Source organism: Hyunsoonleella pacifica (assembly GCF_004310335.1).
Lineage (GTDB): Bacteria > Bacteroidota > Bacteroidia > Flavobacteriales > Flavobacteriaceae > Jejuia > Jejuia pacifica.
Genome location: NZ_SIRS01000008.1, coordinates 51,161 through 66,208 on the forward strand (window position 1 = coordinate 51,161; position 15,048 = coordinate 66,208).

A 15,048-nucleotide genomic window follows, 5' to 3' on the forward strand; every position below is an offset into this window, starting at 1 on the left:
ACTTCTAAACAAACTTAAAGCTACAAACTTTTAACTAAAAACTCCATCCCTTGTAACTACTTGATGCTTCTAATTTATTTTCAATAGCATCATCTAATTCTGGAAAAAAATCAATTCCGGTTAGAGCTTCAATAGCATCCACAGAAACAACAAACTCATATAATGGCTTATTTGAATCTTTGTGTGGCATCAAAAATGCGATTACCTTGGTTTTTCCTGTATTATTGTCAATTAAAACCTTATAAAACTGGTTTGGCACAGCCACATCTTCATTACCAATAGTTTTCATATCACCTTTTAAAACACCTCCCGTTACAACAAAGACACCGTCGTACTTTTTTGCCCAATACCTAACTTTTTGCTCTAACCTATTCCAAATTCCAGAATTAAATTGATGCTCTTGTGGGCTAATATTACTAGTTAAAAACGTTTCATCATGCGCTTCTTTAGTATATCGTCTATCTCCAGCAGGACATAAATGTCCACGGTCATATCCAGAATTTTTATAATTACGCCAACTCGCAGCACCTGTTTTTACTGCTTTATCTATTTCAAAATAAGGACGTTTATGATTTGTATTAGAGAGGTGAGATGTTTTTAATTCGTAAGCTACCCATTCTGCTTGCTCATACTTTTCATTATATGATAAGGAGTACCCATTATGGTGTACAATTTGATTGGTTGTGCTTGATGGTAAAAAATATTCGTTAGTATTATCTTTAGGCATTTTACCTTCAGAAATAACCTCTACTTTTTCTTCTTCAGCTAAAAGATATTCGTATCCATAAACACCAAGGAGAATAATAACTGCTATAAGATAAAGCCAACTGCGTTTATTCATTATCTAAAATAAATTCTAAAGGCTGTCCAATAGCAAAATTTGGAAAACTTATTCCCAATAACGCAGAAATTGTTGGCGCAATATCTGTAATCTCAGTTTTTATATAGGTTTGCCCTTTTTTAATCCCCTTTCCAAAAAATAACAGAGGTACATGCGTATCGTAATTTAAACCACTGCCATGTGTCGATCCTGTTTTCCCATATAAAATATATGCAGGATCATCCACTAAAATTATATCGCCTGAGCGTTTTTGATTATAACCCTTTTGCAACAATGCCTCAATACCTTCAGTAAAGTCAACAGAACTCATAGTGGTAGCAGTATAGGCTTTTGAAATATGAGAATAAGTCATTTGTTCATTTACTATGGCTTTTTGTACATCTTCTAAATCTAAATCTAATGCTTTAACCATAGCTCTATTCAAGAAAATTTGATTGTTACTTATATCTTCAACAATATCTGTAGTGCCATATTTATCCTTTAAAAACTCTTGAAATAGAGCTTTACGTGCATTGTTATCTAAATATCCTGCTGGAATTTTAACAGATTGCAAATACGCAGGCACATCTATCGCTCCATGATCTGCAGTTAAAAAAACCACATACTGTCCTTTTCCTATCTTTTCATCTAATGCAGTAAAAAAGCGTTCTAAATCCTTATCTAAACGTATATAAGTGTCTTCTATTTCTTTTGAATTTACACCAAATTTATGTCCTACATAATCGGTACTGGAAAAACTCACAGTTAAAATATCAGTAATACTATCTTTTCCAAGATTTTCACCTTCTATTGCAGCCAAAGCAAAATCCGCCGTTAAACTATTACCAAATGGTGTTACTTTTAGAATATTAAAGCCTCCGTTTTTCTTTTTTAAAGCTTGTAAATCATAAGGAAACGTTGCTGTTTCTTTTCCTTTAAACTTCCCTTCAAAATTATTTAAATCAGGGCCACTTTCAGTATACGTTTCAATATCATAAAATGTATTCCAATCCCTAAAATAAGATGCTGCTTTATTAGAACTATTAAACTCATCTACCCATTTAGGTAATGTATTCATATAAAATGTACTAGATATCCAGTCTCCTTGTTTTCCACCTTGAAACCAATATGCGGCATTTGCTGAATGCCCAGCTGGTAAAATAGCACCTCTGTCTTTTATAGAAATACCAATAGTTTTCCCTTGCATTTGTGTAAATAGCCTATTCTCATCAGAAAAAGTTGTGGTTAATATACGGTGTGGAGACATTTGCCCAGAGGTTGCTTTTGTTCCTACCGAACTATAGGTTGTATCTCCAGCACAGTACACCATCTTTTTTATTTCTTTATCATACCAATTATTACTAATTATACCATGATACTTAGGCGTGGTTCCTGTATAAATTGAAGCATGTCCTGGTCCAGTATACGTTGGTATGTAATTAAAGTGATTGTTTTTACAATTAAAACCTTCATTTATCATACGCTTAAACCCTCCTTCTCCATATTTATTATTGAAACGAGTAAGATAATCATAACGCATTTGGTCAACCACAATACCCACAACCAGCTTTGGTCGTTCCTCTTGAGCAGAAATTGATATACCAGAAAAAAAGATTAATAAAAACGTAATTAAATACTTCATCTCGTTAAAGAATTTATTAAATCAAAAATACGCATATTAAAATAGCATTATTTAAAATTAAGGTTAAATACCCCTAAGTTTTTTTTAATTTAGCATCTACAATTTTATATATGTCATACCTACATAACATTGGAGCTTATTTTTTAATGATTAGGGAGATGTTTCGCAAACCAACTAAATGGTCTGTGATGCGTCAATTAATATTAAAAGACATTGACGATCTTATTATTGGTTCTTTAGGTATCATAGCTTTTATTTCATTTTTTGTTGGTGGCGTAATTACCATACAAACCGCTTTAAATATTGATAATCCCTTAATTCCAAAGTATCTGGTAGGTTTTGCCACTAGGCAATCGGTAATTTTAGAGTTTGCTCCTACGTTTACCTCAATAATTATGGCTGGTAAGGTAGGTTCTTTTATTACATCTAGTATTGGTACCATGCGCGTTACAGAACAAATAGATGCTTTAGAGGTTATGGGTATTAACTCTCTAAACTATTTAGTATTTCCAAAAACAGTAGCACTATTATTGTATCCATTTGCTATTGCTGTTGGTATGTTTTTAGGAATTTTAGGTGGTATGGCTGCTTGTGTTTTTGGAGGATATTCTACTCTTGCAGATTATATCTTAGGTATTCAAACAGATTTTGACACCTTCCATGTTATTTATGCTTTTATAAAAACCTTTGTATTTGCTTTTATTCTAGCTACTATTCCCTCTTTTTATGGATATTACATGAAAGGTGGTGCTCTTGAGGTTGGTAAGGCCAGTACAACTGCATTTGTTTGGACGAGTGTTGTGATTATTTTATTGAATTATGTTATAACCGGAATGCTTTTAGGCTAATGATTGAAGTTAAAGATTTACATAAATCGTTTGGAGATGCCCATATTTTAAAAGGTATTACAACAACTTTTGATAAGGGAAAGACTAATCTTATTATAGGGCAAAGTGGTTCTGGTAAAACGGTATTTTTAAAATGTTTATTAGGTTTGTTTAATTACGAATCTGGTACGATTTCTTATGATGGTAAAGTTTTTACTAATTTATCTGAAAGTGAAAAGCGTGATTTAAGAGCAGAAATAGGCATGGTATTTCAAGGTAGTGCTTTATTTGATTCTATGACGATTGCTGAGAATGTGATGTTCCCTCTAAGAATGTTTACAAAGATGAGTAAAAGTGAGATGGAAGATCGTGCTGATATTGTTTTAAAACGTGTGAACCTTCCTGATGCGCACAGTAAAATGCCCAGTGAAGCTTCAGGTGGTATGCAAAAACGTGTAGCTATAGCGCGAGCTATTGTAAACAACCCTAAATATTTGTTTTGTGATGAGCCCAACTCTGGCTTAGATCCTAAGACTGCTATAGTTATAGATAATTTAATACAAGAAATTACAGATGAATATCAAATCACTACAGTAATTAATTCTCATGATATGAATTCTGTTATGGAAATTGGAGAGAAAATTGTATTCTTAAAACATGGCTTAAAGGAATGGGAAGGCTCTAAAGACACTATTTTTAAGACAGATAATGAAACTGTAACTGACTTTGTATACTCTTCAAACCTCTTTAAGAAAGTCCGTAAGATGTATATAGAAGAGAATGAATAATTAGGTTTTAGGCAAAAAAATCACCTTAAAATTAAAATACTGTCTTGTTTCAATTCTTTTGTTAACCAGACCCTTAATTCTTTTTCTTTTTTAAGTTTAGTGCTATCAGATAAGTTTTTATTCCATTTTAAATTAACAACAGAAACGGTATCTATATTTATAAAGTCTTTTGACTCTAACCTTCTTGAATATCCAAAATATTCCAAGTCCTTAAACCTTACCTTTGCATCTCTAGACAAATTTGTAAAAGACAGTTTATCTCCATTAGTTTTGGCTTCAATCTGCTGATTTAGTACAGTAATATTTTCTTGTAGTTCTGTTATTTGTTTTTGTAAACCCGCGATGATATTATCTTTGCTATCTAAATCCCTTATGGCTCTATCATACGCTTCAGATATCTTATCAAAACTTCTATTTTTATTACCTTTTATATTTAACGTAAAGTCTCTAATCTTCTCATAATTCTTTATTTCATTGGTTAAATCCGCAATAGTTGCTTCTGGTACTTCTCCATTAAAATAAAGTGTAATTGACTTCTCTTCCCATGCAGGAGTTCCTTTTTGAAGCCATAGTTCGTTGTTAGATTCTACTTCAGTTTTTAAAAAGTTATTGTAATCACTCTCTAAACCACTTTGCTGTATAAATTTAACAAACGTCCATATTGCTGGTGCCATAACCAAAATAGCTACCACAGAAGCTAATCTTGCTATACGCTTGCGCTTTTTAGAATTAGCATACCTGAGCATTGGGAAACGTAAAATTTTCAGCACCAAAAATGTGGCGAGAGCTATAAAAATTGTATTGATGGTAAATAGGTACATCGCACCAATAAAATAGTCCCAATTATGTGCCAAACCATAACCGGCTGTACATAGCGGAGGCATCAATGCTGTAGCAATTGCTACACCAAAAATTACAGACGCAATAGTACCTTTTTTGGTACGGGCAATGATTAAAGCTGCTCCTCCAAAAAATGCAATAAGCACATCTCTAACATCTGGTTTTGTACGACCAAATAACTCATTGGTCATAATATCTGCCGTTGGAAAAAATTTAAAGAATAAAAATGCAGCGAGTAAACTTAAAACTATCATGGTAGCTAAGTTTATCATAGATTTTTTTAAAGTATCTATATCATTTATAGCTATGGAAAGTCCCACCCCTAAGATTGGTCCCATAAGTGGAGAAATTAACATAGCTCCAATAACCACAGCTGTAGAATCAGCATTTAAACCAATAGATGCAACAAATATAGAGCACACCAAAATCCAAGCGGTAGCACCTTTAAAGGGGATATCATTTTTTATGGCCTCTATGGTAGCTGCCCTATCAGTATCATCCCTAAAATCTAAAAGTTCACTTAAGAATTTTGAAATACTAGTAAATAAACCTTGAGCATCTTTTTTTACTTCTTGCTTCGATTGTTCAACATTTTGATCCTTTTGGATTTCTTTCTCCTCTTCTGAAAAATTAAATTTACTTTCTTCCATTGTTACTAAATTGCATCATACTTACGAATATAGTATAATTTAGGATACAATGTGTTTAAGCTTTAACCGTAATTTTCCCCAAACTTATCTTTTACTTTTTGAAGTGTTATCTTGATATCCTGCTCTTTTGCCTTAGGATAAATAAGTAGAACTTCTTCCTTATCTACAATAATAAAATCGTTTAAACTATCTATTACAACTATTTTATTATTTGCTGTACGTATCATATTTCCAGAGGCATCTTCTATTAATGTTCTTGCATTTACTACAGCATTGCCAGATTCGTTTTTATCTAATTTATCGTATAAACTTCCCCAAGTTCCTAAATCGTTCCAATCAAATTCTGCAGCAATTACATACACATTATTTGATTTTTCCATAATAGCATAATCCACCGAAATATTTTCAGCTTTGGGATAATTCTCTTTTATAAAGTCGCTTTCTGCTGTTGTATTATAAACTTCAATACCACTTTCAAATAATGTATATAAGTCTGGTTGGTTATTCTTAAAAGCACTTATGGCACTTTTTACACTCCACATAAAAATGCCTGCATTCCATAGAAAATTACCTTGAGCTATAAATTCCTTGGCCGTTTCATAATCTGGTTTTTCCCTAAACTGGTTTACTGGCTTTACGATATCTGTAGAAGATTTATCAAATTCTATATAACCATAACCAGTATTTGGAAATGTTGGTTGTATACCTAAGGTCATTAACGCATCATTTTCTTCGCAAAATTCAAAGGCAGACTGCACGTTTTTAGAAAATGTGGCTTCATCCTCAATCCAGTGGTCACTGGGTGCTACAATCATCACAGCATCTGGATTTTCTTTTTGAATTTTTAATGAAGCATATAAAATACAAGGTGCTGTATTACGCATTGCAGGTTCTAAAACCACCTGCTTTTGAGTTACCTCTGGCAGTTGCTCTAAAACTAAATCGTTATAACGCTCGTTAGTTAAAATAAGAATATTCTCTTTTGGAATTAAGTGTGCTAAACGCTGAAAGGTTTTTTGTATTAACGTATCTCCCGTTCCCAACATATCATGAAATTGTTTTGGAAAATCTTGTGTACTCACTGGCCAAAACCTTGAACCTACACCCCCAGCCATTAAAATTGCGTAATAATTTTTATTCATTTTGTTTGATTTATTAGTTCTACTTCAGCATTTGGATTAAAAAGATATAATCTCCCTGTCTTTACTTCAATGCATTCATACCGTTTTACTCGCTTTTTACCCATTTTAAACACCTTATTATTGTATAACTTAAAAGTATGTCCCAAAGGTATTTGAAAAATAAATGTTTTGCTATTTGGAGTATCAAATTGTTTTAATGCTAACGATAATTTAACATCTGTATCGCTACTTGCTTTTGGGTTTTTAAAGTGATGTGCTAACAAGGGCAGTATATCTCTAGGAAAAATATTTGGGTTTAAAAATGGCAGCATCAAACGCTGAAAGGTGCGCTTCCATTCTATGCCATGCGGTTTTATATATCTCCCATAGTTTTGAAATGCCTGAAAATGGGCAATCTCATGGATAAGCGTTATTAAAAACCGATACTGATTTAGGTTAGCATTTATAGTAATTTGATGCTTCCCATTTGGTAAAGGTTTGTAATCGCCATGTTTTGTTTTTCGCTCTTTTTTAATTTTTACTACAAGATTATCGTGCTCTAGCAGCAAGGCAATTCTTGAAATGGCTGCTTCAGGGATATGGGTTATTAATTGCGAATGCATCACTACGAAAATAGTGGATTTTTATTAAAAACAGTACTTGGTTTTGTAAGAAAAAATAACTAGGTTCGTTTACTGTTGGATTAATTTCGTTCAAAACGATATTATAGTCCCAAAAGTTGACATTAATTTTTGGAACATACATTCGAAATATAAAAATAAACAGAAAAAATATGTACTTAGCTATCGGACCATCCCAATTAATTTTAGTTTTAGTAGTTCCAGTTGTAATATTCCTTTTAGGTTTTTTTATTGGAAAAAAATCAGGCTACATAAAAAGAGTAAAAGAAACTGAAAACCGAAATAATAAAACAAATTGAACCGAACTTTTAGAAAGTTTAGCAAATTGTAAAAGTATACGAAATAAAAACTCAAAAACTATCTAACTGACCGAAACCATAAGAAAGAATAACAAAATAGAAACTCCACGTATAAAATTACTGTTTTTATCAGAAGAACACTCCTATACAAATACTTAAATTCACGAATACTGAACCGATAAGCTATACCCGAAAATCAAATCATACCCAAAAGCAAACCCATATTATCAAAGGTTTTCGTAGCTAAACCTTGTAGTTCATTTTTGTAATCATGCTCGGTGTATCCAAATACATCAAAATCTCCTGCTTTTGCTGCATTCACTCCAAAAACGCTATCCTCAATAACTAAACACTCTTTTGGTTTAAACCCCATAGTTTGGGCTGCCCATAAAAACACATCGGGTTCTGGTTTCCATTTTTGAATGGTATAACAGCTAAAAATATTACCTTCAAAATAAGGTAACAAACCTGTAACCTCTAAGTTTAACCTAATTTTATTTTCTGGCCCGCTTGATGCTACACAGAATGGAATTTTTAAATTTTCAACCAAATGTTTTACGCCTTTTATAGGTTTCATACCTTTACGAAACGCTTCAAAAGTTCTTTTACGATACTCTGATTCAAAATTGCTAGGTAGAGGTTTTCCAAGATGTTTAGAAATTAAGTCCATACAAGGCTTCAATGATTTTCCCTTAAAACTTATCAAGCATTCCTTTACATCTATATCTGTACCTAAGGCATTAGCCATATTTACCAGAACACTGATAGCTATAAATTCACTATCAACTAAAACACCATCACAATCAAAAATTATACATTTGTATTTGCTCATTAACTAAGGCGTAGAATTAGAAACCTGTAACAATTTACCATTGTAATAGGCATGACCATTAAGTGAAAAATCAAAAATATAATTTGCCATTTCTAAAGCTGTTGTTGGGGCCTGATAGCCTGGAAACGCTTCTTCTAACATTTCGGTTTGTACAGCACCTAAAGCCAATACATTAAATGCAATTCCTTCTTGTTTATATTCTTCAGCTAATAGCTCTGTTAAAGTAATAACTGCACCTTTACTTGAGCTATATGCTGCTAAACCAGGAAACTTCATACTGCCTTGTACACCTCCCATAGAACTAATAGTTACTACATGACTTCCTTTACTCATAAACGGAACTGTAACTCGCGTAAGTTCTGAAACGCCAAAAACATTGGTTTTATATACATGTTCAAAATCAGATATTGAAGTTTCTGAAAATGGTTTATTTAAAAGTGCTCCTGCATTATTAATTAAAACATCTACCTGTTTCCATTCTTTTGTAATGAAATCTTCAACTTTTTTATAAGCCTCATTATCACTCAAATCAAAAGAAAAACATGTAACACTTTTTAGATTTAAGCTTTGTATAGGTTTCTCATTCCTAGAAAGTGCAAGTACGCTGTGTCCTGCTTTTGCAAATACTTTAACCAATTCAAAACCAATACCTCTACTAGTTCCTGTAATTATAACATTCTTACTCATTATTCATTTGTATTTCTTTTGAAGTGGAATTTACCATACCGCTTATTACTGGAATCATTTTATTTATAAAACTCGTCATGTGACCAAAATCTAATTTATCTGCTTCGTCATCGACATGATGATAATACTTGAAGTTGGTAAAATCGAAAGTAGAAATTGCATGCGCTGGTACATTAAACTGCTTATAAAACGGATAATTATCTGACCGTTTAAACAATTGAAACTCCTTAGCTTTCGGAAAAAAACCTATAATTTCTGAACCTGCATAATCATTTAATTTTTTAGCGATATTAGATTTTTCAAAACCAGTAATGTATGCCATAACTTCAGTTTCAGCCCTTGGCACTCCTATCATTTCGAAATTGATCATGGTGTATAAATCCATGCCTTTTCCTTTTAATCGTTTAGCCAAATGCTCTGATCCTTTTAACCCCATTTCCTCAGCAGCATATAGTGTAAATAATAAACTTCTTCTATTTCGTTTTGTTTTTGCAAAATATCTTGACCATTCCATAACAGCTGCTGTACCTGAAGCATCGTCATTTGCACCATTCGCGATATTATCACCTTCTACTTCTTTTGCCGTACCTATGTGGTCGTAGTGTGCTCCAAGAATCACAAATTCATTTTTTAATTCTGGATCGCTACCTTCTACATAACCTACAATATTGTAACCTACTATATTTTTTAAATTAAAACTATCTCGATACGTTTTAAAATAAGGTTTTACACTATTCTCCTTGAAAAAATTCTCGATATATATAGCAGCTTTTTCTATGCCTTTGGTCCCCGTATTTCTTCCTTCTAATTCATCTGAAGCTAAATATTCTAGACTAGATTGAACATCCTTAAGAATTATATTATCCGCTAGATCAGGAACCATAGTCTCGTTAGTATTAGCTTCTATTCTTGATGTATTAGAAGGAGTATTATCTATAGAATTAGGATTCGTTTCAATTATCTTTTTTTGTCCGCCGCAACTTAAAATTAGAATTAACAGAAATAAGCTAAATATTTTTTTCATGGTTACATCTTTAAAAATTTAAAGATAAAAAAAACCTGTCTCTAAATATTATAGAAACAGGTCTTACTTAAAAATCATTATTTATGACATCCTGAAATGAATCAGAGTGTTACTATTTTTAAACTAACATTGTCACAGGATTCTCGATATAACCTTTTAATGTTTGAAGAAACTGCGCTCCAGTTGCTCCATCTACGGTTCTGTGATCGCAAGCCAAAGTTAGTTTCATTGTATTTCCAACTACAATTTCTCCATCTTTTACAACAGGTTTTTGAACTATGGATCCAACAGATAAAATTGCTGAATTAGGTTGATTGATAATTGAAGTAAAATAATCAATCCCAAACATTCCTAAGTTTGATACTGTGAATGTACTACCAGACATCTCATCTGGAGTCAGTTTTTTATTTCTTGCTTTTCCTGCTAATTCTTTAACCTCAGCTCCAATTTGTGGTAAGCTTTGCTCATTAGCAAAACGAACTACTGGTACTACCAATCCGTCTGGTACAGCAACAGCTACACCTATATGAACATGATTGTTTAAACGCATTCTATCATCAAACCATTGCGAATTAACTTGTGGGTGCTGCTTAAGCGCCATTGCACAAGCTTTTACAACTATATCGTTAAACGAAATTTTTGTATCTGGTATCGAGTTAAATTGCTTACGGAAAGCAATAGCATTATCCATATCAAATTCTACTGCCAAATAATAATGTGGTGCTGAGAATTTAGACTTAGTTAATGATTTTGCAATCGCTTTACGCATTTGAGAATTTGGTACCTCATCAAAATCTTCTTGACCAGATGGCACAAACTTGCCAACAGCGGCTGCTCCTGCGGCTGGTTCGTAATTTTCAATATCGCGTTTTATAATACGTCCATTTTCACCTGAACCTTGAACTTTGGTTAAATTAATACCTTTCTCCTCTGCTAATTTTTTAGCTAAAGGCGAAACATATACCCTACCATTTTCGGTTAAAGGGGTTGGCGTAGGTACTTTTGATTTTGTTTCTGTTTTAGCAGGCGCAGGTTTTGACACTTCTGCTTTTGCTTCAACTTTTGGCGCTTCCTCTTTAGCTGAGGCTGGCGATGATGCTGAAAAGTTTGCTGCAACACTAGAAACATCAGTTCCAGCTGGACCTATTATAGCTAAAAGCTCATCTACTTTAGCAGATTCGCCTTCTTTTAATCCTATTTCTAATAAAGTACCTGATTGGAACGATTCAAATTCCATCGTAGCTTTGTCAGTTTCTATTTCAGCTAGAATATCGCCTTCTTCAACTGCATCTCCAACTTGTTTTAACCAAGTAGCGACAGTACCTTCTTCCATGGTGTCACTTAAACGTGGCATGGTAACAACAATAACGCCTTCTGGTAGCTCTGCTTTAGCTCCCCCAGAATCTTTAGACGCCTCTGCTTCAATTGTAGTAGTTGTTTCTGAGGCTTTTTCTTCTGCAACTTCATCAGAAGTATTACCATCTCCATTTAATAATGCCGAAATATCTTCTCCGTCATCTCCAATTATAGCCAATAGTTCATCTACCTTTGTAGTTTCTCCTTCTTGAACACCAATATGAAGTAACGTTCCTTCATTAAAGGATTCGAATTCCATAGTAGCCTTATCTGTTTCAATCTCAGCTAAAATATCTCCTTCTTCAATTTTATCACCTACTTTTTTTAACCAAGTAGCGACAGTTCCTTCTTCCATTGTGTCGCTCAATCGAGGCATGTTTACAACTATTGCCATATCTTATAATTTGTGTGGTATAAATGGATAATCTTCTTGCTCGTAAACCATATCGTAAAGTTGTTGCACTTCTGGGAAAGGAGATTCCTCAGCAAATTTTTCGCATTCCGCTACTTTGTCCTTAACGCTCTTGTCAATCTCTTTAATATCATCCTCAGTAGCATATTTCTTTTCCAGAATAACGTCTTTTACCTGCGTTATCGGGTCTATCTTTTTATATTCTGCTACTTCGTCTTTGGTTCTATAATGTTGTGCATCAGACATAGAGTGACCTCTGTAACGATAGGTTTTCAATTCTAAAAATGTTGGCCCTCCACCTTTTCGTGCACGCTGAATTGCTTCATCAAAAGCTTCTGCCACTTTTACAGGATTCATCCCATCAACAGGTCCACAAGGCATTTCGTAGCCTAAACCTAATTTCCAAATATCATCGTGATTTGCTGTACGCTCTACCGATGTACCCATGGCATATCCGTTGTTTTCACAAACAAATACCACTGGTAAATTCCAAAGCATTGCTAAATTAAATGTTTCATGTAAAGAACCTTGTCTTGCAGCTCCATCTCCAAAACAGCACAAAGTAACTGCATCACTATTATGATATTTATCTCCAAAAGCAATACCTGCTCCTAGAGGAATTTGACCTCCAACAATACCATGACCGCCATAAAAACGATGTTCCTTTGAAAAAATGTGCATGGATCCTCCCATACCTTTTGACGTGCCCGTTACTTTGCCATACAACTCTGCCATGACACGTTTAGGGTCTACACCCATCCCTATAGGTTGCACATGATTACGATACGCTGTAATCATCTTATCTTTTGTAAGATCCATAGCATGTAAGGCTCCTGCTAAAACTGCTTCTTGACCATTGTATAAGTGAAGAAATCCTCTTACTTTCTGTTGAATATATACTGCAGCAAGTTTATCTTCAAACTTTCTCCAAAATAACATGTCTTCATACCATTTTAGGTATACTTCTTTCGTTATTTTTTGCATCTACTTTAATTAAGGTTTTACTTATGCGAAATACAAAAGTAATACATTGATTGGTTTTGGGAAAACCCTTTAGGTTTGAAAGCATAAAAAATGCGAAAAATTTATATTTCATAGTGTTTTTTCGTCAATTATGTCATGATACATTATTAGACCTACTGTTTTTAAAATTTAAGTGGTTTATAATTGAGATTTATCAAAAATGAGTGGTAATAAATTCTTTAAAGAATTAGACTTTAAAACTTTTCCTGAAGTACCCATGAAATATATTTCTATTGGCGAATTTTGATTGACTTCATATTCGGCAATAGATTGCCTACATGCTCCACATGGAGGAATAGGTTGAGAGGTTTCTCCCTTTAAACTTCCTGCTACAATTACCATTTTTAATATTTTAGAACCTGAATATTTAGCTCCTGCATAATAAATAGCTGTTCTTTCTGCACAAAGTCCTGAAGGGTAAGATGCATTTTCTTGGTTACTACCTGTAACTACCTCGCCATTTTCTATTAAAATTGCTGCACCAACTGCAAAGTTAGAGTATGGGGCATAGGCAGTTGTTCTAGCTTCTCTGGCTTTTTTAACTAAATTAATTACATCTTGAGGTAACTCTGATACGTTTTCAAAAACTTGAAAAACTATTTCCTGCTTTATTTCTTTCATATGAAGGTTTATAGTTCTCTAAAGTTACAAACTATTTTAAACAAAAAACTACTGCCTATATAGCAGTAGTCTTTAATTATATTTTAAGGTTCTTTCTATTAATATTCTAAATATTCTCCATCACCAATATTAAATGTTAGAGAAAATCTAAGTGTATTTTCTAATGGACTTTGCACTCTTGAAGCTGAAAATAAATAAGACAAGTCTATGTTGATAACATTATATTTAAAACCTGCTCCTATCGCTAAAAATTTACGAGCTCCTTTATCTTCTGCTTCATTAAAATAGCCTGCTCTAAATGCAAATGAATCTTGGTACATATATTCTGCTCCTAAAGACCATGTAAACTCTCTCAATTCTTCACTAAAACCTCCTGGGGCATCTCCAAAAGATTGAAATATTCCTGATAAAAAACTTACATCCTGAGATTGTCCACCAATAATTACATTCTGCTCTAAATCTGTATCTTCATCAGCCTCATAAGTACCATTACCATTAACATCTGTAAATCTATCTCCTCTAAGAGGTGGCGTAGGCACTAGCAATTTAGCTACTTCAGCAGTAACTGCCACTTTATTATAATCATCAAAAATAAAATCAAATCCTGCTCCTAATCTTAACGTTGTTGGTTGAAAATTCTCAACACCTCCATCATCATACTTAAATTTAGGTCCTATATTTTGGATAGCAAATCCTGCTCTCCAACGTCCGTTAAAATCACTGTACGCCTCTTCTTCACTCTGATAAAATCCAGAAATATCAACACCAAAAGTGTTTGCAGATGACGCATCGTTGTTCCCTACATTTAATCTTAAATCTGAACGTAAATAACGCATAGCTACAGACATTGCAAATTGATCTGAAAGTCTTAGCGCATAAGAAGCATCAATGGTTAACTCGTTTGGTCTTTGAATAAGTGCTTCAGAAAACTCGTCTTCTACAAATTCAATGTCACCCAAAGAAAAATATTTTAAGCTCGCTGCAAAAGCACTACGTTCGTCTAATCTGTTAAAATAAGTTACATTACCTAAAAATATATCATTTACTAATCTGCTCAAATAAGGAGTATAACTCACTGCAACTCCTGATTTAGTTTCAGAAAACGCATACTTAGACGAATTCCATTGTTGCGAATAGGCATCTACTGATGTTGCTACTCCCATGTCTCCCATTGAGGCAGCTCTTGCATCTGCGGCAATCAAAACAAAAGGTACGCCTGTTGTTATTACTCGTGTATCATCAGCATCTGGAATTACTACTGTTTGTGCGGTTAAGTTAAGCGTAAATACTAATGTAAATAGCGCTAATAATGTATTCTTCATAGTTGAGTTTTATAGTTGCAAATATAATTTTTTATTGATAACTCATCTTCACTTTTATTATTTCCTAAAAAATGGCTAAAATCAATCTTTATTTCGTTAGTTTTCTCATGCGTATCGCTACTATGCATTTCTAAAACCGCCTC

At 33.3% G+C, this 15,048-nt stretch carries 14 protein-coding genes; 2 read left to right on the forward strand and 12 right to left on the reverse strand.

Annotation, left to right across the window (positions count from 1 at the left end; all coding sequences use genetic code 11):
* Positions 1–34 precede the first annotated feature (34 nt).
* Together EYD46_RS17260 and pafA are read right to left on the reverse strand one after the other, a co-directional pair.
* Positions 35–841, reverse strand: coding sequence for a DNA/RNA non-specific endonuclease (locus EYD46_RS17260; protein ID WP_130938428.1), 807 nt, complete (start codon positions 839–841; stop codon positions 35–37).
* Entirely contained in the window at positions 834–2,462 is a 1,629-nt protein-coding gene (pafA, locus tag EYD46_RS17265) for an alkaline phosphatase PafA (protein WP_130938429.1), read from the reverse strand. Before pafA ends, EYD46_RS17260 begins: the two co-directional genes overlap by 8 nt.
* Positions 2,463–2,572: 110 nt before the next feature.
* Between pafA and EYD46_RS17270 the strand changes: the two genes are divergently transcribed.
* Positions 2,573–3,310 (forward strand): MlaE family ABC transporter permease, encoded by a 738-nt coding sequence (locus EYD46_RS17270; RefSeq protein ID WP_165454411.1) that lies wholly within the window; start codon positions 2,573–2,575, stop codon positions 3,308–3,310.
* Positions 3,310–4,077, forward strand: coding sequence for an ABC transporter ATP-binding protein (locus EYD46_RS17275; RefSeq protein ID WP_130938431.1), 768 nt, complete (start codon positions 3,310–3,312; stop codon positions 4,075–4,077). The genes EYD46_RS17270 and EYD46_RS17275 overlap by 1 nt, the downstream gene beginning before the upstream one ends.
* A gap of 20 nt (positions 4,078–4,097) precedes the next feature.
* Here the strand turns inward: EYD46_RS17275 and EYD46_RS17280 are convergent, their stop codons facing one another.
* The 10 genes from EYD46_RS17280 to porV all read right to left on the reverse strand — a co-directional run bounded on the left by EYD46_RS17280 (position 4,098) and on the right by porV (position 14,905).
* Complete coding sequence (locus EYD46_RS17280) at positions 4,098–5,567, reverse strand: DUF389 domain-containing protein (protein ID WP_130938432.1); 1,470 nt, start codon at positions 5,565–5,567, stop codon at positions 4,098–4,100.
* A 62-nt stretch (positions 5,568–5,629) separates the two neighbouring features.
* Positions 5,630–6,709, reverse strand: coding sequence for a mannose-1-phosphate guanylyltransferase (locus EYD46_RS17285; RefSeq protein WP_130938433.1), 1,080 nt, complete (start codon positions 6,707–6,709; stop codon positions 5,630–5,632).
* On the reverse strand, positions 6,706–7,311 hold the full coding sequence (locus tag EYD46_RS17290) for a SprT-like domain-containing protein (RefSeq protein ID WP_130938458.1): 606 nt from the start codon (positions 7,309–7,311) through the stop codon (positions 6,706–6,708). Before EYD46_RS17290 ends, EYD46_RS17285 begins: the two co-directional genes overlap by 4 nt.
* A gap of 513 nt (positions 7,312–7,824) precedes the next feature.
* Entirely contained in the window at positions 7,825–8,460 is a 636-nt protein-coding gene (locus EYD46_RS17295; RefSeq protein WP_130938434.1) for an HAD family hydrolase, read from the reverse strand.
* Positions 8,461–8,463: 3 nt separating this feature from the next.
* Complete coding sequence (locus EYD46_RS17300; protein ID WP_130938435.1) at positions 8,464–9,147, reverse strand: SDR family NAD(P)-dependent oxidoreductase; 684 nt, start codon at positions 9,145–9,147, stop codon at positions 8,464–8,466.
* Positions 9,140–10,171, reverse strand: a complete 1,032-nt coding sequence (locus EYD46_RS17305) for a M28 family metallopeptidase (RefSeq protein ID WP_130938436.1) — start codon at positions 10,169–10,171, stop codon at positions 9,140–9,142. Before EYD46_RS17305 ends, EYD46_RS17300 begins: the two co-directional genes overlap by 8 nt.
* Positions 10,172–10,289: 118 nt before the next feature.
* On the reverse strand, positions 10,290–11,921 hold the full coding sequence (locus EYD46_RS17310) for a pyruvate dehydrogenase complex dihydrolipoamide acetyltransferase (RefSeq protein WP_130938437.1): 1,632 nt from the start codon (positions 11,919–11,921) through the stop codon (positions 10,290–10,292).
* 3 nt (positions 11,922–11,924) lie between these two features.
* A complete protein-coding gene (gene pdhA / locus EYD46_RS17315; RefSeq protein ID WP_130938438.1) occupies positions 11,925–12,923 on the reverse strand; it encodes a pyruvate dehydrogenase (acetyl-transferring) E1 component subunit alpha in 999 nt (332 codons plus the stop codon).
* 177 nt (positions 12,924–13,100) lie between these two features.
* The gene (gene cdd, locus EYD46_RS17320) at positions 13,101–13,583 is read right to left on the reverse strand and encodes a cytidine deaminase (protein WP_130938439.1); all 483 of its coding nucleotides are present in this window, start codon (positions 13,581–13,583) and stop codon (positions 13,101–13,103) included.
* Positions 13,584–13,681: 98 nt separating this feature from the next.
* Positions 13,682–14,905, reverse strand: a complete 1,224-nt coding sequence (gene porV, locus EYD46_RS17325) for a type IX secretion system outer membrane channel protein PorV (protein ID WP_130938440.1) — start codon at positions 14,903–14,905, stop codon at positions 13,682–13,684.
* Positions 14,906–15,048: the final 143 nt, after the last annotated feature.